At 32.8% G+C, this 23,870-nt stretch carries 17 protein-coding genes; 13 read left to right on the top strand and 4 right to left on the bottom strand.

Going from position 1 to position 23,870, the window contains the following annotated elements; translation table 11 throughout:
* Nucleotides 1-5: 5 nt before the first annotated feature.
* The gene (locus IAI56_RS05390) at nucleotides 6-686 is read right to left on the bottom strand and encodes a response regulator transcription factor (RefSeq protein ID WP_187656901.1); all 681 of its coding nucleotides are present in this window, start codon (nucleotides 684-686) and stop codon (nucleotides 6-8) included.
* Nucleotides 676-2,247, bottom strand: coding sequence for a sensor histidine kinase (locus IAI56_RS05385; protein ID WP_187656900.1), 1,572 nt, complete (start codon nucleotides 2,245-2,247; stop codon nucleotides 676-678). The genes IAI56_RS05390 and IAI56_RS05385 overlap by 11 nt, the downstream gene beginning before the upstream one ends.
* A 121-nt stretch (nucleotides 2,248-2,368) precedes the next feature.
* Here IAI56_RS05385 and IAI56_RS05380 point away from each other — a divergent pair, with 121 nt between their 5' ends.
* A complete protein-coding gene (locus IAI56_RS05380) occupies nucleotides 2,369-3,214 on the top strand; it encodes a GLPGLI family protein (protein ID WP_187656899.1) in 846 nt (281 codons plus the stop codon).
* Between the two features lie 25 nt (nucleotides 3,215-3,239).
* Nucleotides 3,240-5,969 (top strand): carboxypeptidase-like regulatory domain-containing protein, encoded by a 2,730-nt coding sequence (locus tag IAI56_RS05375; protein ID WP_187656898.1) that lies wholly within the window; start codon nucleotides 3,240-3,242, stop codon nucleotides 5,967-5,969.
* A 36-nt stretch (nucleotides 5,970-6,005) separates the two neighbouring features.
* Here the strand turns inward: IAI56_RS05375 and IAI56_RS05370 are convergent, their stop codons facing one another.
* Together IAI56_RS05370 and metK are read right to left on the bottom strand one after the other, a co-directional pair.
* Nucleotides 6,006-6,932 (bottom strand): hypothetical protein, encoded by a 927-nt coding sequence (locus IAI56_RS05370; RefSeq protein WP_187656897.1) that lies wholly within the window; start codon nucleotides 6,930-6,932, stop codon nucleotides 6,006-6,008.
* A gap of 514 nt (nucleotides 6,933-7,446) precedes the next feature.
* The gene (gene metK, locus IAI56_RS05365) at nucleotides 7,447-8,697 is read right to left on the bottom strand and encodes a methionine adenosyltransferase (RefSeq protein ID WP_187656896.1); all 1,251 of its coding nucleotides are present in this window, start codon (nucleotides 8,695-8,697) and stop codon (nucleotides 7,447-7,449) included.
* Between the two features lie 799 nt (nucleotides 8,698-9,496).
* On the opposite strand from metK, the gene IAI56_RS05360 reads away from it, so the two are divergent.
* The 11 genes from IAI56_RS05360 (at nucleotide 9,497) to IAI56_RS05310 (ending at nucleotide 23,864) form a co-directional block, all read left to right on the top strand.
* A complete protein-coding gene (locus IAI56_RS05360; protein WP_187656895.1) occupies nucleotides 9,497-10,789 on the top strand; it encodes an O-acetylhomoserine aminocarboxypropyltransferase/cysteine synthase family protein in 1,293 nt (430 codons plus the stop codon).
* Nucleotides 10,790-10,851: 62 nt separating this feature from the next.
* Nucleotides 10,852-11,547: a phosphoadenylyl-sulfate reductase gene (locus IAI56_RS05355; RefSeq protein WP_187656894.1), complete on the top strand. Its 696-nt coding sequence runs from the start codon at nucleotides 10,852-10,854 to the stop codon at nucleotides 11,545-11,547.
* A gap of 24 nt (nucleotides 11,548-11,571) precedes the next feature.
* Nucleotides 11,572-12,477 carry a sulfate adenylyltransferase subunit CysD gene (cysD, locus tag IAI56_RS05350; protein WP_187656893.1) on the top strand — a complete coding sequence of 302 codons (906 nt, stop codon included), beginning with the start codon at nucleotides 11,572-11,574 and terminating at the stop codon, nucleotides 12,475-12,477.
* A 24-nt stretch (nucleotides 12,478-12,501) separates the two neighbouring features.
* Complete coding sequence (locus IAI56_RS05345) at nucleotides 12,502-13,740, top strand: sulfate adenylyltransferase subunit 1 (RefSeq protein WP_187656892.1); 1,239 nt, start codon at nucleotides 12,502-12,504, stop codon at nucleotides 13,738-13,740.
* 4 nt (nucleotides 13,741-13,744) lie between these two features.
* Nucleotides 13,745-14,569 carry a serine O-acetyltransferase EpsC gene (gene epsC, locus IAI56_RS05340; RefSeq protein ID WP_187656891.1) on the top strand — a complete coding sequence of 275 codons (825 nt, stop codon included), beginning with the start codon at nucleotides 13,745-13,747 and terminating at the stop codon, nucleotides 14,567-14,569.
* A gap of 18 nt (nucleotides 14,570-14,587) precedes the next feature.
* Nucleotides 14,588-15,499 carry a cysteine synthase A gene (gene cysK, locus IAI56_RS05335; RefSeq protein ID WP_187656890.1) on the top strand — a complete coding sequence of 304 codons (912 nt, stop codon included), beginning with the start codon at nucleotides 14,588-14,590 and terminating at the stop codon, nucleotides 15,497-15,499.
* Nucleotides 15,500-15,548: 49 nt separating this feature from the next.
* Nucleotides 15,549-16,367: a uroporphyrinogen-III C-methyltransferase gene (gene cobA, locus IAI56_RS05330; RefSeq protein ID WP_187656889.1), complete on the top strand. Its 819-nt coding sequence runs from the start codon at nucleotides 15,549-15,551 to the stop codon at nucleotides 16,365-16,367.
* Nucleotides 16,357-18,009: a diflavin oxidoreductase gene (locus IAI56_RS05325; RefSeq protein ID WP_187656888.1), complete on the top strand. Its 1,653-nt coding sequence runs from the start codon at nucleotides 16,357-16,359 to the stop codon at nucleotides 18,007-18,009. Before cobA ends, IAI56_RS05325 begins: the two co-directional genes overlap by 11 nt.
* Before the next feature lie 25 nt (nucleotides 18,010-18,034).
* Nucleotides 18,035-19,675, top strand: coding sequence for an NADPH-dependent assimilatory sulfite reductase hemoprotein subunit (locus tag IAI56_RS05320; RefSeq protein WP_187656887.1), 1,641 nt, complete (start codon nucleotides 18,035-18,037; stop codon nucleotides 19,673-19,675).
* Between the two features lie 125 nt (nucleotides 19,676-19,800).
* Entirely contained in the window at nucleotides 19,801-22,371 is a 2,571-nt protein-coding gene (locus IAI56_RS05315; protein ID WP_187656886.1) for a TonB-dependent receptor, read from the top strand.
* A 41-nt stretch (nucleotides 22,372-22,412) separates the two neighbouring features.
* Nucleotides 22,413-23,864, top strand: coding sequence for a TSUP family transporter (locus IAI56_RS05310; protein ID WP_187656885.1), 1,452 nt, complete (start codon nucleotides 22,413-22,415; stop codon nucleotides 23,862-23,864).
* Nucleotides 23,865-23,870: the final 6 nt, after the last annotated feature.

Genomic DNA, 23,870 nt, shown 5'->3' with positions numbered 1-23,870 from the left:
AGTCTCTAGCATGTCAATTTATATCCTTGACTTCTAATGTTAATGATTTGAATTGTTGTATCGAGACTTAATTTTTTTCTGAGCTTAGTAATAAATACATCCATACTTCTGCCGGAGAAAAAATCGGTAGTATTCCAAATTTTTTTCAAAATCACTTCTCTGTCAATAATTTCATTTTTGTTTTCAATCAATAATTGTAATAAAGCTGTCTCTCGATGGGTAAGGTTTTCTACTGTATAATTGTGAACGAGTAGTTGTTTTATTGGATAGAATAAATAGTTACCAATGGCAATTGTGTCTTCATTGGTTTTATTTTCAATTCTGCCCAGTAGCGATTGCATCCGAACAATTAATTCTTCCATGCTAAAGGGTTTTTTCAAATAGTCATTACCTCCAAATGCAAATCCATCAACCACATCTTGCGTTTGCGACTTGGCAGTTAAAAAAATGATTGGCACATTTTTATTTATTTTTCTAACATCTTTGGCAACAGAAAAACCATCTTTTAAAGGCATCATTACATCAAGAACCAAAATATCTGGATTTTCTTTTAAGAAAAAATCAAAGGCTTCTTCACCATTTTTTCCGTGAATAACCTCGAAGTTTCGTGTTTCTAAACTTTCTTTTATAATTTGTGCCAATGCTAGCTCATCTTCGGCTAGTAAAACTCTGATTTTAGTACTCATTTGGCAATGTTATTTTAAATAAAGTTGGATTTGAATTTGACACTAATTCAAGTGAACCACCATGTTTTTCTATAATTTTTTTCGAATAATATAAGCCAATTCCAAATCCTTTTACATTGTGAATGTTTCCTTTTGGAATGCGATAAAACTTTTCGAATATTTTTTCTTTATGAATTTTGTCAATTCCAAACCCGTTATCTTCAATCAAAATTGTATTTTGGATTTTGTCACAATTTACGGAAATCTTAATTTCATTTCCGCCATATTTTACTGCGTTATCAATGATATTCGAAAAAACATTTTCTAGATGAAAATTATCAACATTGGCATAAATTTCGAAAGTTTTTGTTTCTAATACAATATTTTTCTCTTGAAAATTTAATTGGTGTTTTTCGATGCAGTTTTGTAATAATAAAATCAGATTTGTTTTTTCTTTTTTTATAGATAATTGATTTGTTTCTAGTGTTGCCGTTTCTAATAATCGTTCGACCATTTCTTCCAATTTTTTGAGCTGATTACCTGATATTTCTAAATACCTATTTGTTTTTTCTACGTCTTTTTCTGTATTAAAACTTTTTATTCCTTCAATAGCTGTTCCGATTGTGGTAATTGGCGTTTTGAATTCATGAGTGATATTGCTAATCAAATCATTTTTTATTTCATCTATTTTTTTCTGCTTATTGATGGTTTTTAACAGATAAAGTAAGCAAGTAATTATCGATAATGACAATACTAACGAAAGCAAAATCTCTGATAAACTTCTTTTTAATACCAATGCTACTGGATTTGAAAACTGTATTGCGATTTCTTCTTTTTTGGGTAAATATGCTGATTTTGATATACTTTTCAATGACAAAGAACCTTTTTTATTGGTTTGAAAAGTGTTGTATAAGGTATCACATTTATAATGTTGAAGCTGATAATCAATAAGTATGTTTTTTCTTTTTAGTTCTTTTTCTAAAGCAGTGCTTAAGGCTTTAAACTCGATAGTATCTTGAATCATTGAAATAACAATCTTATTGGCAAGATTTTTAAGAGCCATGATGCTGTCTGTGTCTTTCTTTCCTTTAAAAACACTTATCGCTTTGATTGAAGTTGGCTCGATTTCTTTAAAAGAAACTTTTGATGAACTTAATGTTGTCTCGTTTGAAATAATTTGATTTTCAATTTGCCTTTTTATAGAGTCGCTTATTTTTTTATTGGTTTTTAAATCTGATTTTATTTCTACGCTTACTAAAGTGGAAGTTGTATCCAGTTTTGAACCTATACTATTTTCTTTCTGTTTTGGGATATTTTTAAATGCCGATTTTATGTCAACCGATTCAAAAAACTGATCTGAGTTTACCTGCTTATCATTATTTACAAAGGCTACAAAATTATCTTTTAAATAATCAACATAATAATACTCAATACTTTTGTCCAAAGCACTCTGTACTTCCGAAATCAATCTTGTTTTATTTTGATTATAGTTTTTTATATTCCAAAACACCTGAAGTCCAATGGTGGCAACAATTGTTGTAGAAATAAATAAAATTAGATAAAAGTTTTTTTTTCTTTTCATATATCAAAAATAGTAACAAAAGAAGTTTAATTGTCAACGTTAACAAACGTTAACTTTATTTAACAATTTGTATGGTTTATTATATTTTATTTTGTACCATTAAACATCAATTTATAAAAATATGAATACGAATTTAACTAAAAGAGCATTAGCCGTTTTATTACTAGCTACAAGTGTAATTACTGCACAAGAGTTTCATGGAAAAGCAGAGTACTTTTCTAAAAGAATTATGAAGAAAGTAACGGAGCAAGTGACTGAGAAAATTGAGATGAAAAATAATCCTGAACTTCAAGGGTTGTTAGAAGAAGCAATGAAAAAAGCATCAGAGAAACAATACGTGCTTATTTTTAATAAAATTGAGTGTCTATATGAAGAAGAACAAAAATTGGACAAACCTGAAGCAAATAATGGAATGTCAGTTACAGTAAGTTTTTCAAGTGCTGGAAAAAAGTATCTTAATTTGAAAGACAAAAATAGTATTGTTGAAGACAATATTTTTGGAAAGGAGTTCCTAGTAGTTGAGCCATTAGTAAAACCGGAATGGAAACTTATTGATGAAACGAAAAAAATTGGCGAGTATAATTGTTTTAAAGCCGAATTAGTCATTCCAGTTAGCGAAAAGCAAAAAAAAGAATATGAAGAGTTTTTGAAAAAAGAAGAAAAAAAACCAGCACTTTTCAAAATAGAAAAGCCAGAAGATAAAATAGTAACGGCATGGTATTCACCAGAAATTCCAGTAAGTTTTGGTCCAGATAATTATTGGGGTTTACCAGGATTGATTCTTGAAGTTAATGATGGAGATAATATGCTTCTTTGCTCTAAGGTAGTTTTAACTAATAAAGAAAAAACAGAAATAAAAGCGCCAACAAATGGAAAAAAAATAACTCAAAAAAAGTTTGACGAAATTCTAAAGAAAAAAACGGAAAGTATGCAAAATGAAGATGGAGTTATTATCTTTCAACAATAATCAAATTATTTTGTAAGTCAAAAAAATGAAAAAATCTATCCTATCTTTATTTCTATTAATTTCAACAATTTCTTTTTCTCAAACGGTTCGTTTTGAAGGTATTATTCAAGATGATAGCAAAGCACCGCTAGAAATGGCAAATGTTATGGCAATGAACCAAACCACCAAAGCCATGGATGCGTATGCAATCACAAACGACAAAGGGAAATTTTTACTAAACCTAAAATCCAATTCGACTTATACCATTAAGTTGAGTTATTTGGGAATGCAAAACAAAGAAATCACCATTACAACACAAGGAGAAAATATTACTCAAAACATCACTATGGAAAGTGGTGGAATTGAACTTCAAGGTGTTGAAATTGTTCGAGAAATGCCAGTTTCGATAAAAGGTGATACGATTGTCTATAATTCAGACTCTTTTACAACCGGAACAGAAAGAAAATTAGAAGATGTTCTTAAGAAACTTCCTGGAGTTGAAGTAGATGCTGATGGTCAAGTAAAAGTAGAAGGGAAATCGGTAACGAAGTTGATGGTAGAAGGAAAAGATTTTTTTGATGGCGATACCAAATTAGGTGTAAAAAACATTCCTGCCGATGCGATTGATAAAGTTCAAGTACTTCGTAATTACAACGAAAACTCCATCATGAAAGGCGTTGAAAACAACCAAGACAATTTAGCAATGAACATCAAACTGAAAGAAGGAAAGAAGAACTTTTGGTTTGGTGACATGACAGCTGGAATTGGTGTTGGACATGACGATACGCGTTATGCTATAGCACCAAAAGCGTTTTACTATAGTCCAAAATACAGTCTTAATATTATGGGAAATAGTAATAATGTAGGTCAACAAGCGTTTACTATTCAAGATTATTTCAGGTTTAGTGGCGGTTTCAGAAATATTATGGGTAAAGGTGGCGGAGGCATTATTTTAGATAGTAATTCACTTGGAATTAGCTTTTTTCAAGATAACAGAGTTAAGGAAATTGAATCGCATTTTGGAGCAACCAATTTTTCGTACAATCCATCAAAAAGCTGGAGTTTAAGTGGATTTGCAATTGCAACTTCTACTTTGGTTGATACCGAAACAGCTTCAACGGTTAATATTTTGCTGCCAAACTCTACTGATATTTCATCCACCGAAGTTAGAGACGATACCGGAAGTCAAAAAAACAATTTAGGATTATTCAAGTTGAGTACAACCTATAAACCTACGTCGAAGTTTCAATTGGATTATGATATTTTAACCCGAATTTCAGCTCAAAGAGAAAACAACGAGTTGCAACGTCAAGTCTTTAATTATATTTCAGGAATTGATACCGATGAAAGTGTTTTAACTTCCAAAAAACAAGATCCTGTTAATATCAATCAAAACTTGAGTTTTTATTATACACCAACAGAAAAACACGTTTTTGCTTTTGAAAGTCAGCATTTGTATCAAAACGAAGATCCTTTGTACAACGCCAATTTAGAGTTTCAGCCTTTTGATTTTTTTGGTTATAATCAAACGCAAAATCGAAATGATATTACGCAAAGTCGTTTTATCAAAACTAATAAACTCGATAGTAGATTGGATTATTATTATGTGTTGACACCAAAAACGAATTTGAATTTTACGTTAGCTAATTCTTATGTATATCAAAGTTTGAACTCATCCATTTTTCAACGATTGGATGACGGAAGTATTAATAATTTGAATGTTGCCGAAAACAATAACGACGCAAGTTATCGCTTTAATGATACTTATCTTGGATTTCACATTAAATGGTTAACGGGTAAATTCACGTTTACGCCCGGAGTTACTTTACATCGCTTTGATTTAAAAAACACCCAATTAGGAACCGATGTAAATCAAGATATATTTCGTTTGTTACCCGATTTTAATATGATTTACCAAATCAAAAAATCAGAATCGTTGACCTATAATTTTGGATTGACTAATAATTTTACTAATATCAACAATTATGCTTTAGGTACAATTTTCAACAGCTACAGCAGTTTGTTCTCAGGAAATCGCGATTTGACCAATTCGATAATGCAAAGTCATTCTTTGAATTACCAAAAGTTCAATATGTTTAATTTTGAAAATTTTGGAGCAAATTTGAGTTATACAAGAACAGTTGATGCAATCAAATCAAGAGCTTTATTTGAAGGTGTAAATCAAATTGGTGCACCCATTAATTCGCCATTTGGTGACGAGAATTTTTCAGCAAGTGGAAGATATGGTCGCTCTTTTTCGAAATATTACAAAGCTAATTTAAGCGCAAGTGTTAACTGGAGTAAGTTTTATAATATTCAAGTGAATCCTATAAATAATGCAGAAAATGTTGTTGATACCGAAAGTTTTACTCAAAATTACCGCTTAAGCGCATCGACCAATTTTAAGAATTTGCCTAATTTAGAATTGGGATATTCTTATTCGGTAAACCAATATCCAAATGATAATTTCTACACCGATAGTCCAACGGCTAAACTGGATTATTTCTTCCTGAAAAGCTTTTCATTTTTAGCCGAATATGAGTTTTTTCATTACTATAACAAAGCCAAAACCGTTGATCAAGAATACGACTTTTTATCAGCAAGTTTGACCTATCAAAAAACAAAAGCCAGTCATTGGGAATACAAAGTAGCAGCAACCAACTTGCTAAATACAACAGCTCTAAACGACGATAATTTTTCGCAGTTTTCCACTCGAAATTCACAATATAGAGTACAACCACGATACATTATTTTTAGTATGAAATATAATTTATAGAAAAAAAGCCAGTTAAATACTGGCTTTTTTATTGTATTACCATCTACAACGATTGGGTGATGAGGTTTGTATTTTGCGAAAGGAAAGGTATTTGTACCACCATTTTGTTTCAGTAAATGGAGATTTTCTAATATCTTCAAAATGCTCTTTTTTTCCTTTGTAGATTAAAGTACAAGGGATAGGTTTGTTAAATTTTCGTGACCAATAATTAACTAAAAATCTAAATTCAGCAACAGGAATTTTAAATCCGTTAAAATTTTCTTTTATGAAAGGATTATTTATAAAAACGATATGAACATTATCTTCTTCAAAATCAAAAAGTTTTGTTTTTTTAGTGTCAATTAGCAAATGGTTATTTCGACTTTTTTCTGTCACAAGATTACTGAACATGGTAAGATTTCCAGCATTTCCTAATCCGATGTAGCTTTTTAATGTCCATAGACTAATTAAAATTGAAATAGAAAATAATGGAATAAAATATTCTTTTTTGAATGAAAATGTCTTTACAGGTGTATTTTTGAAATAAGTGTAAATAAATCCAAAAAAACCAATATTGAAAAGTAGACCTTGGATAAATCGATGTCTGATATCTTCAATTTTAGAAAAATGAAGTAAATGATATCCAACAACGGCTATTATAATGAAAATAAGATACAATTGAAGAGAGTTTACTAATTTTTGCGGAATATTATTTTGTTTAAAATCAATTGTACAACCTATCAATAGAAACAAAGCCATAGCACTAAAGTCTGCAAAAACCGACAACGATAAATAGCTGTGAAAAAGAAGTAAAGTAATGATAGTGTATTTTCTGGTTTTAGAATGGAGAATTCCAAAAGGAATAATACATTCTACTATTAGGGTTGAAATTTGGAAAAACCTTGATAAACTTGGTTTTACTATAAAATCTACATTAAATAAGTTTGAGATAGTAAATTCATTTATACCATTAACACAGCTCACACAAGGGTTGAAAAAATCGGTATTTAGTTTATGGAAACCAGTGTAAAAATAAATTGTTACTGTAGCAATTCTAAAACAATAAGAGGTCAAATCATGATTTATGAAGTAATTTTTTTTGAAAAGCTTTACTGTCAAGAGACAAAAAATAAGCAATGAAAAAAATAGTAATAAAGTTGAGTGATTTCCAATTCTAGGAAAAACTAATATCAATAAAGAGATTGAAATGAGGATGTTACAGAAAACGCCCCACCATTTTTTATAGTCAATTATAGTTACTATAAGAAAAAATAAAAGCAATATCATTACTGTTGGATTCTTGTAAATCAATTTGTGAAAATTCATTACAATCGCCCCATTGAATAGTGTCAAGAGAAGGAGAAAACTTGAACCAATTTGAATTTTATTTTTTATATTTTCTAGAAATTTTATCATTACAATAGTTGATGATGCAAGGTAATAAAAAAACCATCTTATTTTTTAAGATGGTTTACTATTACTTTATTTTAGAAATCGATTAAATCCCAAAAGTTGCTTTTACTTGATCAACAAAATCCAATTTTTCCCAAGTAAACAATTCAACTGTTACGACTTTTGGTTCACCATTTGGCAATTGAAAAGTTTTAGTAACCGTTTCAGGTGTTCTTCCCATGTGTCCATAAGCAGCAGTTTCGCTGTAAATAGGATTTCTCAATTTCAATCTTTGCTCAATAAAATACGGACGCATATCAAAGATAGCTTCTACTTTTTTACTGATTTCTCCGTCAGTTAAATTCACTTTCGAAGTTCCATAAGTAACAACGTTAATAGAAGTTGGTTTAGCAACTCCAATAGCATAAGAAACCTGAACTAAAATTTCGTCAGCAACTCCAGCAGCAACCAAGTTTTTAGCAATATGACGTGTAGCATAAGCCGCACTTCTATCTACTTTACTTGGATCTTTTCCAGAAAATGCACCACCACCATGAGCACCTTTTCCTCCGTAAGTATCAACAATAATTTTTCTTCCTGTTAAACCAGTATCTCCGTGTGGTCCACCAATTACAAATTTTCCAGTTGGATTAATGTGATAAGTAATATTGTCATTAAATAAATGAGCATATTGAGGATATTTTGCCTTAACTCTAGGAATCAAAATAGAAACCAAATCCGATTTAATTTTAGCCAACATTGCCGCTTCTTCATCAAAATCGTCGTGTTGTGTAGAAATTACAATTGCATCAATTCGTTGCGGTTTGTTGTCATCAGAATATTCTAAAGTAACTTGCGATTTAGCATCTGGACGTAAATAAGTAATTTCAGAATTTTCTCTTCTCAAAGTAGCTAATTCTCTCAACAAAGCATGAGATAAATCCAATGCCAATGGCATATAATTTTCAGTTTCGTTAGTTGCGTAACCAAACATCATTCCTTGATCTCCAGCACCTTGTTCTTCTTTGCTTGCTCTATCAACACCTTGATTAATGTCTGCCGATTGCTCGTGAATTGCAGAAAGAATTCCACAAGAATTTGCCTCAAACATATATTCGCTTTTCGTGTAACCAATTTTTCTAATTACTTCTCTAGCAATGTTTTGAACATCTAAATAAGTGTTCGATTTTACTTCACCAGCCAAAATTACTTGACCAGTAGTAACTAAAGTTTCACAAGCCACTTTTGACTCAGCATCAAATGCTAAAAAGTTATCGATTAATGCATCAGAAATTTGATCTGCAATTTTGTCTGGATGTCCTTCACTAACTGACTCTGACGTAAATAAATAAGCCATACTATAATTTAATTTTAAATTAATTTTTATGACGAAAAATTCTAATTGCGGGAAAAAATACTAAAGGAGAGTTTCTGCTTTAGCATTTTTTAATGAGGTTGCAATCAGTTCAAATTTTTCCTCTTGATTTCGGGTGCAAATGTATAAAGACTATTTCTAATAGAAAAAACAATTTTACTTTTTTTGAATTATTTATGATTTTTTGAAAAATCTAAATACGTAGTATTTAAATATATAATAAAAACTTTCAAATGTTAAATTTTCAGATTTTATTTTTTTTATTCAAAAAAACTTCTGAAGTTTGCTCCATCAAAAACAAAGAAAAATGAATTTAATTATGTGCAATATGTGTTGTATGATGTGGAAACTTCCGCAGAGTATTTCTATTGCATAATTTTAATTTTTTAAAATATATCCAAATGAAACCTCTGCAAACCGCAGAGGTTTTTTTTGCTCTGAATTTATTTCAGAATTTGAAGAAAAAAGATAATAAACAGTTCAAGTAAATTTACATTAACAAAAACAAGAATGATAACAGTAGGCAAAAATATGATGATGAACAAAATGATGCGCATGATGATGTGTTGCATTTATATTCCCTGTTGCCAAAAGCATAAGACTTAATCGTAGTTATATCTATATTTTAAAAGTCCTTTTGGTAGCCATCCAAAAGGACTTTTTTTATTCAATAATGTTTTTCACACAGGTATTTCGTCTAAGCTCAATATAAACTAAAGTCGAAGTGTTTATCAAAAAAAAATAACAATCTAAATATTTAATAATCTAAAATTCTAAAAAAATGAGTACACAAAAATTTTCAACCAACGCACTTCACGCAGGACACGATGTTACTAAAAATGCAGGAACTAGAGCGGTTCCAATTTATCAAACATCATCGTATGTTTTTAACAATTCAGACCACGCAGCCAATCTTTTTGGACTTGCCGAAGCCGGATTTATCTACACCAGATTAAACAACCCGACCAACGACATTCTAGAACAACGTCTAGCAAAGTTAGAAGGCGGAATTGGCGCAGTCGTTACCGCATCGGGAACAGCTGCCATTGCAACCACATTTTTAACTTTATTAAAAGCTGGAGATCATATCGTTGCATCCAACAGTTTGTATGGTGGAACATACAATTTACTAAAAGTAACCTTACCACGATTAGGCATCACAACAACGTTTGTTGATCCTTCAAATCCAGAAAATTTCACAAAAGCATCGCAAGAAAATACAAGAGCGTATTTTGTAGAAAGTCTAGGAAATCCAAAACTTGACGTACTCGATTTAGAAGCCATTTCTAAAGAAGCAAAAGCTTTTAAAGTGCCTTTTATTGTGGACAATACTGTGGCAACGCCTTATTTGTTAAACCCAATTAATTATGGTGCTGACATCGTTATTCACTCACTTACAAAGTACATCACAGGAAACGGAACGTCACTTGGTGGCGTAATCATCGATGCAGGAAACTTCGATTGGAGCAACGGAAAATTCCCAGAATTTACAGAACCTTCAGCTGGATATCATGGCTTGAAATACTACGAAGTACTTGGTGCAGCGTCATTTATTGCTAAAATACGAATTGAAGGTTTGCGCGATTTTGGTGCTGCTTTAAGTCCGTTTAACGCTTTTCAAACCATTCAAGGATTGGAAACTTTAGAAATCAGAATTAAAAAACATTCCGAAAATGCTTTGGCTTTAGCCGAGTGGTTGCAAGCTCAAGAAGAAGTTGCTTGGGTAAACTATCCGGGTTTAACAACTTCAAAATATAAAGAATTGGCGGATAAATATTTGCCAGAAGGAAAAAGCGGTATTGTAACTTTTGGATTAAAAGGCGGTTTTGATGCGGCGAAAAAAGTTGCAGATGAAACAAAATTATTCTCGCTTTTAGCCAATATTGGTGATACAAAATCATTGATAATTCATCCAGCAAGTACCACACACCAACAATTATCAGATGTTGAGCAAGAAACAACAGGAGTTTCTAAAGATTTAATCCGTCTTTCAGTTGGTTTAGAAGATATCGACGATTTGAAAACCGATTTAAAAAAAGCTTTTGTAGCACTTTCAGTATCAAAATTAGTATAATCCAACAATTGAACTGGCAAATTTAACCAAGTAGTTTAGTATAAAGTAGTACATACAAAAAAATGGAAAACAGAATAAAGGAAATAGTAAACAAATCAGAGAAGATTAATGATAGCATACTTGAAATCAGTAAAAATTTTCCTGAAAACATCGTTTTTTCTACCAGTTTCGGGATTGAAGATCAAGTAATTTCACATGCCATTTTTTCTCAAAACATTACTAACATTGCTGTTTTTACTTTAGATACGGGGAGATTATTTCCGGAAACATATGCTGTTTGGGACAAAACATTATTACAGTATAAGGCAACTATTAAAGCTTATTATCCAAATAATGACAAAGTTGAAAATTATGTAAATACAAATAGTATCAACGCATTTTACAATTCGGTTGAATTAAGAAAAGAATGTTGCTTTATTAGAAAAGTAGAACCATTAAATCGCGCGCTTCAAGGTGCAAAAATATGGATTACGGGTTTAAGAGCGGAGCAATCTGAAAACAGAAATTCAATTCAAAAACTGGAATGGGACGAACAACGGCAACTGTATAAATACAATCCGTTATTAAATTGGACAACAGCTGAGGTTGTAAACTATTTAAAAAAACATGGTGTTCCCTATAACACGCTTCATGACAGCAATTTTGTGAGTATTGGTTGCGCACCCTGCACAAGAGCTTTAAAAGAAGGAGAAGATTTTAGAGCCGGTCGATGGTGGTGGGAAGATCAATCAAAAAAAGAATGTGGTTTACACAGATAATTTAGAAATAGAAAAAGAATAAAAATGTCAAATTCAAATCATTATTTAGAACAACTGGAAAACGAAGCAATCTATATTCTTAGAGAAACAGCGTCTCAATTTGAAAAACCAGCTTTGTTGTTTTCGGGAGGAAAAGATTCAATTGTTTTGGTGCATTTAGCCTTAAAAGCATTTCGCCCTGGGAAATTCCCTTTTCCATTAGTACATATTGATACGGGTCATAATTTTCCTGAAGCCATTGAATTTAGAGATTATTTGGCTAATAAAATTGGTGAGAAATTAATTGTAGCTTCAGTTGAAGACAGTATAAAAAAATACAATTTAAAAGAAACTGCGGGTCGTTTTCCTTCCAGAAATGCATTGCAAACCTACGCGCTTTTGGATGCTATCGAAGAAAATGAATTTGATGCTTGTATTGGTGGAGCCAGAAGAGACGAAGAAAAGGCAAGAGCTAAAGAGCGTATTTTTTCTGTTAGAGATGATTTTGGGCAATGGGATCCAAAGTTACAACGCCCGGAATTATGGGATATCTTAAATGGTAAAGTTCAAAAAGGGCATAATGTACGTGTGTTTCCAATTAGTAATTGGACCGAACTTGATGTTTGGAACTACATTCAAAAGTATGACATCGAACTACCTAATTTGTATTTCGCTCATGACCGGGAATGCATCGTTCACCAAGATAAATTGGTAGCTACGTCTCAATTTATCCAACCGCTTCAAGGCGATAAAGTTGTTGTTGAACGCGTTCGATACAGAACGGTTGGTGATATGACCTGTACGGCAGCGGTTCCATCAAACGCAAATTCTATTCAAGATATTATTGATGATATTATTCAAACCAGAATTAGCGAAAGAGGACAAACGCGTTTAGATGATCAATTGTCGGAAGCAGCAATGGAAGACCGAAAAAAACAAGGATACTTTTAATTTTTTCATAAACAATAAAGTAAAATGAACACATTACGATTTATAACAGCAGGAAATGTTGACGACGGAAAAAGCACCTTAATCGGAAGGCTATTATATGATTCTGATAGTATACACACCGATCAATTGGGCGTTTTACAGAAACAAACCAAACAAGAAGGGGTTGATATTGATTTATCTTTAGTTACAGACGGACTTAGAGCTGAACGAGAACAGGGAATTACGATTGATGTAGCGTATAAATATTTTTCTACCAAAAAAAGAAAATTCATAATCGCAGATGCACCGGGTCATGAGCAATATACTCGAAACATGATTACAGGAGCTTCAAATTCTGATTTGATTATTATTCTTGTTGATGCGCGAAAGGGAATTACCGAACAAACAAAACGTCATGCCAGTATTGGTTCATTAATGGGAATTAAAAAAGCAATTATTGCAATTAATAAAATTGATTTGGTTAATTATTCTGAAGAAATTTTCAATCAAATTCGAAATTATTTTGAAAAATTAAAATCAGAGCTGAACTATAATGAGATAAAATACATTCCAGTTAGTGCTTTAGTTGGCGACAATATTGTTACACTTTCCGAAAATACTCCTTGGTATTACGGTAAAGCTTTATTAGAAACTTTAGAATCTATTGAAACCGATACTACAATCAATTTAGATTCTCGTTTTCAAGTACAATGGGTGATTCGTCCAAAAGATGAAGAAAATCATGATTATCGAGGTTATGCAGGATTGGTTCTCAGCGGAAGTTATAAAGTTGGTGATGTGGTCACCATTTTACCAGCTAAAATTACAACTTCAATAGTAAAAATTGAGCGCAATTTAGAAACTATTGAAATAGCAAAAGCAGGAGATAATGTTGTATTGCATTTTGAAAACAATATAGATATTAGTCGTGGAGATTCAGTTTATTTATCCAATCAATTACCAGTAGAATCTAATCAGATTAACAGTTGGATATCATGGTTAGACACAACACAACTTCAATTAGGAAAAACCTATTTACTGCAACATCGTTACAAAAATGTTCGTGTTAAAGTGCAATCTATTAACCAAAAATGGAATATCAACGAATGGCAATTCACGGATGCCAACGAAATAAAGTTGAACGATATCGCTCAAATTACGTTAAAAGCCAATCAACCCTTGTTTTATGATTCATTCGATAAAAACCCAAAATCAGGAAATGCCATTTTGATAGATGAAACTACATTCAATACTGTTGGAGCATTAATGTTTTTAAATAATTAATAATATGAGCCAAACCAATAGCAATAGCATCATTTTGTTTCAAAAAAATCTTTTAGAAGAAAGGAATTTTATTGACAAATCAAAAGCCGAAAATTGGTTAGAACAATTATTTGCATGGTTGTTTTGCACTAATCAAGAATGTGTGGATTTTGATTTATTTCTTCAAAAAGAAACCCAGTTGAAAACTGATTTCGAATTGATTTTGTCTCAAGTACAAGTTGGTGATAAAGATTTAGTTAATGATTTTTTTAATAGTTTGTTAGATATCTATACTGATTTAGCTTCTGACTTGCAAGCCATATTAAATTTCGACCCAGCTGCAAAATCAAGAAGTGAGATTCTTTTATCGTATCCGGGTTTTTTTGCCATTTTCGTTTACCGAATAGCTAATAAACTATGGGAGTTCAAAATCCCCGTTTTACCCAGAGTTCTTTCTGAATATGCACATAGTAAAACAGGTATCGATATCCATCCGGCGGCAACTATAGGCAAACAATTTTTTATTGATCATGGTACCGGAGTTGTTATTGGTGAAACTGCAAAAATTGGGAAAAATGTAAAAATTTATCAAGGTGTAACCTTAGGTGCTTTAAGTGTGAGCAAAGACAAAGCAAATGAAAAAAGACATCCAACCATTGAAGATGACGTAATCATTTATGCCAATGCTACCATTTTAGGAGGAAATACAACCATTGGTAAAGGAGCAATTATTGGTGGAAATGTATGGATTACTGAAACAATTCCCGCTCAATCACTAGTGTATCATAAAAGTGAAATCATTGTTAAAACCAAAATAGAAAATAACGAAATTTTAGATTTCAGCATATAAACATTTAACCGTAAAAAGATGAAAGCAAATACAATTTTAGAAACTATTGGTAATACACCAGTTGTAAAAATCAATAAACTGTTTGGACCAAATAAAAATGTGTTCATTAAGTTAGAACGTAACAATCCCGGAAACAGCATAAAAGATAGAATTGCATTGGCAATGATAGAAGATGCAGAAGCAAAAGGATTATTAAAACCTGATAGCGTTATTATAGAACCAACTTCCGGAAATACAGGTATTGGATTAGCATTAGTTGCTGCCGTAAAAGGTTACAAAGTAATTTTGGTAATGCCCGAATCCATGAGTGTTGAACGTAGAAAATTAATGGAAATTTATGGCGCTACTTTCGATTTAACGCCTCGCGAAAAAGGTATGAAAGGTGCTATTGAAAGAGCTGCAGAATTAGTAAGCCAAACACCAAATGCTTGGTCACCGTCGCAATTTTCAAACACTGCTAATGTAGTTGTGCATCAAAAAACAACTGCGCTAGAAATCTTAGCTGATTTCCCAGACAGATTGGATTATATCATTACAGGTGTTGGAACTGGTGGTCATATTTCAGGTGTTGCCTCAGTTGTAAAAGCAAAGTTTCCAAATGTAAAGATAATAGCTGTTGAACCTGAATTATCTCCTGTATTGAGCGGAGGTTCTCCATCACCACATCCGATACAAGGAATTGGAGCAGGATTCATACCCGATAATTATTACGGAAATCTTATTGATGAGGTAATTCAAGTTTCCAAAGATGATGCTTTTGAATTCACCAGAAAAAGCGCAAAACTTGAAGGTATTTTAGTAGGTATTTCTACTGGAGCATCGCTGGCTGCAGTGGCAAAAAAGATAAGTTCCTTGCCAGATGATGCTGTTGTCTTAACATTCAATTACGATACAGGAGAGCGTTATTTATCAATCGAAGGTTTATTCTAATCAGAAGACATTCATCGAATAAAATTCATCTTTATTTAAAAAAATATAAATGATACAAATAGTCAAAAAAGGGAAAGTGATTTTAGCTGGTGCTGGTCCTGGTGATCCTGATTTAATTAGTCTAAAAGCTTTAAAGTATTTACAAACAGCTGACGTAGTTTTAACCGACAGATTGGTTTCGCCAGTATTAATTGAAAATTATGCTCGAAAAGATGCTACAGTTGTATATGTTGGTAAACAATGCTCAAAAGGAATTCATACGCCACAGCAAGACATCAATGAGTTAATGGTTGAATTTGCACTACAAGGAAAGTTGGTCTTGCGTTTGAAAGGTGGCGATGCATCGCTTTTCTCTAATATTTTAGACGAATTAAAAGTGGTGAAAGAAAATAATATTGCCTATGAAATAATCCCAGGAATTTCTGCCGCGTTTGGAGCAGCCGCTTATACAGGTATTCCTTTAACAGCCCGAGACCATTCAAGAGGTGTTCGTTTTTTGACATTATATGATTTGAATAATATTACGAATCAACAATGGCTAGATTGGTCAACTACAGAGGATACTTTGGTTTTTTACATGAGCGGTCAACGATTAGAAACTTTGACAAAAAAACTTCTGGATAATGGAATTGATACCAGTAAAGGTATCGCAGTAGTCCAACAAGCAACAACGCCAAATCAAAAGACACAAGTTTTTTCTTTTGAGGATTTAAAAACGTCACAATTACCAAATTTTGATTACGTGCCAACGTTATTGATAATTGGCAAAGTGGTGAATTTGCACCATGACTATTCTTGGTTTACCGAGAGTAACAACTTTGAATCTTATTTCGATAATCACAAAAATATTTACCAAGATGCTATCTGAAACTAAACTATCATTATTACAACAATTAGTGCAAAACGCATCCAAAGAAGAAATTATTTGGACCAAAGGCTATTTGACTGGTTTTTTAGATCAAAATCTAATTGCAACATCAAACCCTACAATTGTAGAATCACAAGCGGTTTCTGTAAAACCGTTAATCATTTATGGAACGGAAACGGGAAATTCTAAAAAAGTAGCCTCGCAACTATTAGCCAATTTTAAGAAAAATAAAATTCAGGCAAAATCAGTTGATGTTTTTCAGTTTGATGCTTCTAAACTAGAGAAGGAAACACTTGTATTATTCGTAATGAGTACTCAGGGTGAAGGCGAATTTCCGCAGAATGCCGTTGCTTTTTATGAAAATTTAAAAGCAGCTGATGTAAACTTAAATAAGGTTTCCTATGCTGTTTTAGGTTTAGGAGATACTTCCTATCCTTTATTTTGTAATGCCGGAGTTTTGTTAGACGAAGTATTAGCAGAAAAAGGAGCGCAACGATTACTTCCTTTAGTAAAAGCTGATGTTGATTTTGCAGAAACGGTATCACTTTGGGAATCCGATTTGCAAAAAGTATTTCAAAACCAAGGAAGTTCTGAAGTGGTTTCAAAAACTACCGCAACAGCTTCAACCAAAAAAAAATACACAGGAAGAATTAGCCATAAAGTAGTTCTGAACGATAAAGGTTCCAACAAAGAAACTTATCATATCGAAATAGAATCAGATGATGTAATTGCCTATGAACCAGGTGATGCTTTGGGAGTTTTTCCAAAAAATAAAGAATCCGAAATAAAAGCCATCGCTGACTTTTTTGATGAGGATAATTATTCAATTCTTAGCGATAAAAATATTAAAGGATTATCTAAAAAGTCTTTAGATGCGTTATCCAAAGTATTGGACATTACTATTGATGAAGATAAAACGGACTTATTAGATGTTATTACTAAATACCAACCTAAAAAAGTAAAATTAGAAGAAATAGTTGCTTTACTTCACCCTATTGCCCCAAGATTATATTCTATTTCTTCTTCGTCAGAAGCACATGATGGTCAAGTTCATTTAACGGTAAATCTCAATACATTTAAAGTAGGCGATGAAATAAAATCAGGATTGGCTTCTCAATTTTTAGCGGATTTTCCTTTAGAAACTGAATTGGAGTTTTACATCCATAAAAATCAAAATTTCCGATTACCATCTGAGGATACCGATTTAATAATGATTGGACCGGGAACCGGAATTGCACCATTTAGAAGTTTTTTGGCTCACCGAGACGCAACAGGTGCAGAAGGGAAAAACTGGTTATTCTTTGGCGAGCAACATTTTGTCTTAGATTTTTATTATCAAACCGAAATTCAAGAATGGATAACTACCGGCGTTCTGTCAAAACTTGATACGGCTTTTTCCAGAGATCAGGAACGTAAAATTTATGTACAGGACAGAATTAGAGAAAAAGCAAAAGAATTCAATGCCTGGATAGAAAACGGAGCAAGTATATATATCTGTGGTCAAAAAAATCCAATGAGCCAAGATGTAGAACAAACCATACTAGAAGTAATTGCCTCCGAACGAAATATCACAATTGAAGCAGCGGGTTTAGTTTTAGAAGAATTAGAAAATAAAGGGAAATATCAAAAAGACGTGTATTAATTACGTGGTATAAAAATTAAAAAAGATGAGCGAAAAATTATCTCCAATAGAAGCAATAAAGACCAAAAGCGATGGGCTAAGAGGAACTTTAAAAGAAAGTATCGATCTTGATAATCATACAGGAAATGTGCGTCCAGATGATGAAACACTAGTGAAGTTTCACGGAATGTATGTGCAGGATGATCGTGACAGAAGAGCTGAACGCGCTGCCAAAAAACTAGACAAGTTATATTCATTCATGATTCGATTGCGAATTCCAGGTGGTGTAATCAATGCCAATCAATGGATTGCAACGCACGAAATTTCAGAACAATTTGGAACAGGTACATTAAAGATAACTACTCGTCAAACCGTTCAATTGCATGGCTTGTTAAAACACCAATTACGCCCAACTATTCAAGCATTTAATTCCGCCAAGTTGGATTCCATTGCAGCTTGTGGTGATGTAAATAGAAATGTAATTGCGAGTTCACATCCTCAAATCTCACCACTTCATCAGCAGATACATGAATACGCGGATAAAATATCGACCTTATTACTGCCAAAAACTCAATCGTATTATGAAGTTTTTATCGATGGTGAAAAAATATACGAACGCTCTGCCGAAGCCGATCCTTTGTATGAAGATCGTTATTTGCCAAGAAAGTTCAAAATTGCGATTGCCATACCACCAAGTAACGATGTTGATGTTTTTACCAATGATATAGGATTAATAGCCATTATTGAAAACAATGAATTAAAAGGTTTCAACATAGCTATTGGTGGCGGATTAGCAACGACACACGGGAATGCAAACACATACTCACGATTGGGAAGTATTATTGGTTTTACCGATACCGAAGAAAAAACATTAAAAGCAGTTTACGAAATTTTAACCGTGCAACGTGATTTTGGAAATCGTGTCGACAGAAAATTATCTCGATTGAAATATACGGTTGATAAACTAACTGTTGAAGGTTTCAAAAAGGAATTGGAAAGTAGAGTAGGTTTTAAATTTTTACCAGAGCAACCTTTTCAATTTACCGAAAGAAATGACCGATTTGGTTGGGAACAAAACCATCAGGGAAGTTGGTTTTATACTTTGTTTGTTGAACATGGAGTTGTAAAACCTTATCAAAAACAATTCTTATTTGAAGTGGCCCAACTCAACATTTCTAATTTCATTTTTTCGGGTAATCAAAACCTGATTTTGGGTGAAATAAGTAACGAGAATAAGCCAAAAATTGAAGCCTTACTTAAATCACATGATATAGAAAAACAAGTAAGTGCCCTTCGCAAAAGTTCTATGGCTTGTGTGGCATTACCAACCTGTCCTTTGGCATTGGCAGAAGCCCAACGCTACTTGCCTGAATTGGTTACTAAAATAGAACCGATATTAGAAAAATACGGATTAACAGAAGATGAAATTTCAATCCGAATGACAGGTTGTCCAAACGGATGCGGTCGGCCATATGTGTCAGAATTAGGTTTTGTTGGAACTAGTCCAGGACAATACAATTTTATGTTAGGCGGTGACCGTTTCGGTGAAAGATTAAATAAACTTTATAAAGAGAAACAAACCGAAGCGCAAATTTTAGAAGAAGTAGACCGCTTGTTTTCAAATTATGTTACCAATAAAATAACTGATGAAACTTTTGGAGATTTTGCGTTTAGAACAATTTTATAGATATGAGAATAGAAACTTATAAAAAGAGGAAGACATGTTTTTTGAAACAAAATTATGTGATAATGTATTTATGTTGTTGAAACAGAGAACACAATAAATAATATAAATCATATAAAATAAATAAAATGAAAAATAATAAAAAATATATAAACGCAATTGTTTTTTTTCTGATTGCATTCAATCAAATTGCTAAAGCTCAACAAAATGCAAATCAAATATCAGGAGTTATTTTAGATAAGACTAGTTTGACGCCTATTTCGTATGCCAATATTATTGTTAAAAACAGCAATGTTTCGGTAGTGGCTGATGTCGAAGGAAAGTTTGTCATAAACGCAGAACTTCAATTCCCGATTGTTTTGTTGATATCAAACTTCGGTTATAATTCTAAAAAAATAGAATTATCCTCATATCAAAACAATCTGGTTGTTGAATTAGAACCAAAAAAAACTCAACTGACAGAAGTTTTGGTTACATCCAGAAGAAGAACGGAAATAGTACAAGAAGTGCCTATACCCATTGCGGTGGTTACTGCCAAACAAGTAGAAGAATCGGGTTCATTTAATGTGAATCGGGTTAAAGAACTGGTACCTTCTGTACAATTGTATTCGTCTAATCCTAGAAATACTTCATTGAACATTAGAGGACTGGGCTCCACTTTTGGTTTGACCAATGATGGTATTGATCCTGGAGTTGGGTTTTATGTTGATGGCGTGTATTTTGCCAGACCTGCTGCCACTTCACTTGATTTTATTGATATTGAAAGAATTGAAGTATTGCGTGGTCCTCAAGGAACACTTTTTGGAAAAAACACAACTGCAGGTGCTTTTAACATTACTACAAAAAAACCAAATTTTATTCCGTCCACAACTGCTGAGCTAAGTTATGGTAATTATGGATTCATTCAGGCGAGGAGCTCGATCAATGGAGAATTATTTAAAAAATTTGCGGGAAGATTGTCATTTTCAGGAACGCAAAGAGATGGTGTAATTGAGAATGTCAGAACAGGAAACTTTGTAAATGATATCAATAATTTAGGAGTAAAAGGACAATTGCTATATGTTCCAAATGAAAAAACAGAAGTTTTATTATCGGCTGATTTCTCCCAACAAAGACCTGATGGTTATGCACAGTTGATTGCTGGAGTAGTAACTACACAACGAGCTGCTTACAGACAGTTCAATCAGATTATTGCCGATTTAGGATATGAGTTGCCTTCATTGAATGCCTTTGATAGAAAAATTGACCACGATACACCATGGCGATCAAATAATGATTTAGGTGGTGTTTCTATAAATGTAGAAAGAGACATAGCTGGAGGAACTTTAACCTCAACTACAGCTTGGCGCTATTGGAATTGGGATCCTTCTAATGACAGGGATTTTACAGGTTTGTCTGTTCTAAAGAAGTCACAAGCACCATCGATTCATAATCAGATATCTCAAGAAGTTCGTTATGCTGGTGAATTATCAAAAAAAGTTTCGGTAGTTTTTGGTGTGTATGCTATTGGACAAGATTTAAAATCGTCTCCATACCACACTGAAGAATCGGGTGATGCACAATGGCGATTTTCTCAAAGCACGCCCAGTAGTTTGTGGCAAACACCTGGGTTATTTGAAGGATACGGAATTAAAACAAGATCGTCATTGAAATCGCTAAGTGCTGCTGTATTTGGGCAATTGGATTGGGCTTTGACATCAGATTTGCACATACTACCAGGATTACGTTACAATTATGATGAGAAAGAAGTTGATTTTGATAGAAAAACATACGGAGGTTTACAAACAACTGATCCTGCATTGATAGCACTTCAGAAGTCAGTCTATTCGGATCAGGCATTTAAAGCCAATGTTTCAGATAACAATTACTCAGGTCAATTAACCGTTACCTATAAAATCTCAGATAATTTTAATTCATTTGGAACCTATGCTAGAAGTTTTAAACCAGTTGGTGTGAATTTAGGAGGATTGCCTACGGCGAATGGCGAAGTGCTTACTGATTTGGCTGTCGTTAAACCAGAGGAAGTAGAGCATTTTGAAATCGGTGTAAAAACAAATCCAACACCAAATTCAAGAGTTAATGTCACTATTTTCAGTACCAATATCAAAGACTACCAAACCCAAGTACAAACAGCTGAATTGGGCGTAAACAGAGGTTATCTTGCCAATGCGGAAAAAGTTAGAGTGAACGGTGTTGAACTGGAAGGAAATATTAGATTATTAAAAGATTTAAATCTAAATGCAAGTTTGTCTTATACAGATGGTATATATGTTTCTTTTAAAAATGCTCCAGTACCTTTAGAAGAAACGGGTTCGGCACAATCTTTTAAAGATGTTTCGGGTGGAAGATTGCCTGGTATTTCGAAATGGTCAGGTGCGGTTGGCTCTGAATATACTGTTGATGCCAAATTTCTTAAAAGAGATGGACGATTTTTTGTGGCTTTGGATTCCTATTTCAGATCTGAATTTTCATCAAGTGCTTCGCCTTCAAAATACTTAAATGTTGCCGGTTATGCACTTTTCAATGGACGATTTGGATTTAGAGTTAAAAACGGTTTGTCAATCTCAGTTTGGGCACGCAATCTTCTGAATAAAGATTATTACGAACAATTATTTCCTGGTGCTGGAAATACTGGACATTATGCTGGTGTTTTAGGAGATCCACGAACCTATGGAATTACGTTAAAGTATGCCATTTAAAAAAATTTAAAAAGATAACTATTGTCAAATAAAAATTTAAAATGACGAACACACTTTTCCCGGTTTTCTTAAAAACAGAAACGGCTCACTTTCTAATTGTTGGCGGTGGTAATGTTGGTTTGGAAAAAGCAGAAACATTGCTCAAACAAAATCCTAAAATCAGAATTACAATTGTCGCTACGTATTTTCATGCTAATCTAAAAGAAATTATTCAACAATATGATAATGTAAATGCAATAGAAAGAGCTTTTGATGAAGATGATTTATTAGGTAAAGATTATGTCATTATTGCTACCGATAAACCCGAAGTGAATTTGGCTGTTCGTGAATTAGCAAAATCAAAAGGAATCAAAGTTAATGCCGCCGATCAACCAGCCTTATGTGATTTTTATTTAGGTTCCATTGTAAACAAAGGAAGTTTAAAAATTGCGATTTCTACCAATGGAAAATCACCCATTTTAGCCAGGCGTATGCGTGAATATTTCACAGAGGTTATTCCCGATAATATTGAAGATAATTTGACCGTTTTAAATGATTTTAGAAATAATCACAAAGGAAATTTCGCAGAAAAGTTAGCCGACTTAAATAAGATTACAGAAAACTTTAATGCGAAACCAAAGATTAAAGAAAGCAAAAAATTTAAACAATTAGTCTTTGTTTTAACTCTTTCCTTTTTAATGCTTTTTACAGGCTATGGGCTATCAACATTTATATCTATTGCTGATTTAAAGTTTAGTCTGAGTTCCATTCCAAATGAGTTTTACGGAATGTTACTCATAGGTTTTTTGGCCCAATTAGTAGATGGTGCTGTAGGTTTGGGTTACGGAGTTACATGTGCTACCAGCATGATGCTTCTGGGAATTAATTTGCCGGCCATTAGCGGAAGTATTCATACGGCTGAAATGTTCTCGAGTGGAATTAGCGGTTATTCCCATTATAAGTTTGGAAACGTAAATAAAAAGTTATTGTATTGGTTGGCTATTCCTGGAGTAATTGGCGCTATTAGTGGTGCTGTTTTACTTATTTATTTAGGAAACAAATACGTATCAATTGCTTATACGGTTTTGTCAATATATACTATGATTATAGGTATTCGATTAATCATTTTAGCTTTTAGAAAAGTAAACGAAAAAAAGAAAATTAAACATACCGGAGTACTTGGATTTTCAGGAGGTTTTTTAGATGCTTTTGGTGGCGGAGGTTGGGGACCAATTGTAACGTCAACCTTATTGTCTAAAGGAAGAAAATCCAGATATGTTATTGGCACTGTGAGCTTAGCAGAGTTTTTCGTAACACTGGCAGCAGCATTAACGTTTTTTTATTCTTTGGGCGTAAGCCATTGGTATGTTATTCTAGGGCTTATCATTGGTGGTAGTATAGCTGCTCCAATAGCTGCAAAACTTGCTGGGAAATTGCCTCAAAAAACAGCTTTGTTGCTGGTTGCAGCTTTAGTAATTGTTTTTAGTTGTCGAATGATATTAAAACTTTTGTAAAATGTT

Origin of the sequence: Flavobacterium macrobrachii (assembly GCF_014486675.1) — a bacterium.
Classification (GTDB): Bacteria; Bacteroidota; Bacteroidia; order Flavobacteriales; family Flavobacteriaceae; genus Flavobacterium; species Flavobacterium macrobrachii.
This window is presented reverse-complemented; position numbering and strand designations above follow the sequence as displayed.

Coding starts and splice junctions, on each gene's coding strand:
- IAI56_RS05390 (WP_187656901.1), bottom strand. CDS start 686: ATGAGTACTAAAATCAGAGTTTTACTAGCCGAAGATGAGCTAGCATTG.
- IAI56_RS05385 (WP_187656900.1), bottom strand. CDS start 2,247: ATGAAAAGAAAAAAAAACTTTTATCTAATTTTATTTATTTCTACAACA.
- IAI56_RS05380 (WP_187656899.1), top strand. CDS start 2,369: ATGAATACGAATTTAACTAAAAGAGCATTAGCCGTTTTATTACTAGCT.
- IAI56_RS05375 (WP_187656898.1), top strand. CDS start 3,240: ATGAAAAAATCTATCCTATCTTTATTTCTATTAATTTCAACAATTTCT.
- metK (WP_187656896.1), bottom strand. CDS start 8,697: ATGGCTTATTTATTTACGTCAGAGTCAGTTAGTGAAGGACATCCAGAC.
- IAI56_RS05360 (WP_187656895.1), top strand. CDS start 9,497: ATGAGTACACAAAAATTTTCAACCAACGCACTTCACGCAGGACACGAT.
- IAI56_RS05355 (WP_187656894.1), top strand. CDS start 10,852: ATGGAAAACAGAATAAAGGAAATAGTAAACAAATCAGAGAAGATTAAT.
- cysD (WP_187656893.1), top strand. CDS start 11,572: ATGTCAAATTCAAATCATTATTTAGAACAACTGGAAAACGAAGCAATC.
- IAI56_RS05345 (WP_187656892.1), top strand. CDS start 12,502: ATGAACACATTACGATTTATAACAGCAGGAAATGTTGACGACGGAAAA.
- epsC (WP_187656891.1), top strand. CDS start 13,745: ATGAGCCAAACCAATAGCAATAGCATCATTTTGTTTCAAAAAAATCTT.
- cysK (WP_187656890.1), top strand. CDS start 14,588: ATGAAAGCAAATACAATTTTAGAAACTATTGGTAATACACCAGTTGTA.
- cobA (WP_187656889.1), top strand. CDS start 15,549: ATGATACAAATAGTCAAAAAAGGGAAAGTGATTTTAGCTGGTGCTGGT.
- IAI56_RS05325 (WP_187656888.1), top strand. CDS start 16,357: ATGCTATCTGAAACTAAACTATCATTATTACAACAATTAGTGCAAAAC.
- IAI56_RS05320 (WP_187656887.1), top strand. CDS start 18,035: ATGAGCGAAAAATTATCTCCAATAGAAGCAATAAAGACCAAAAGCGAT.
- IAI56_RS05315 (WP_187656886.1), top strand. CDS start 19,801: ATGAAAAATAATAAAAAATATATAAACGCAATTGTTTTTTTTCTGATT.
- IAI56_RS05310 (WP_187656885.1), top strand. CDS start 22,413: ATGACGAACACACTTTTCCCGGTTTTCTTAAAAACAGAAACGGCTCAC.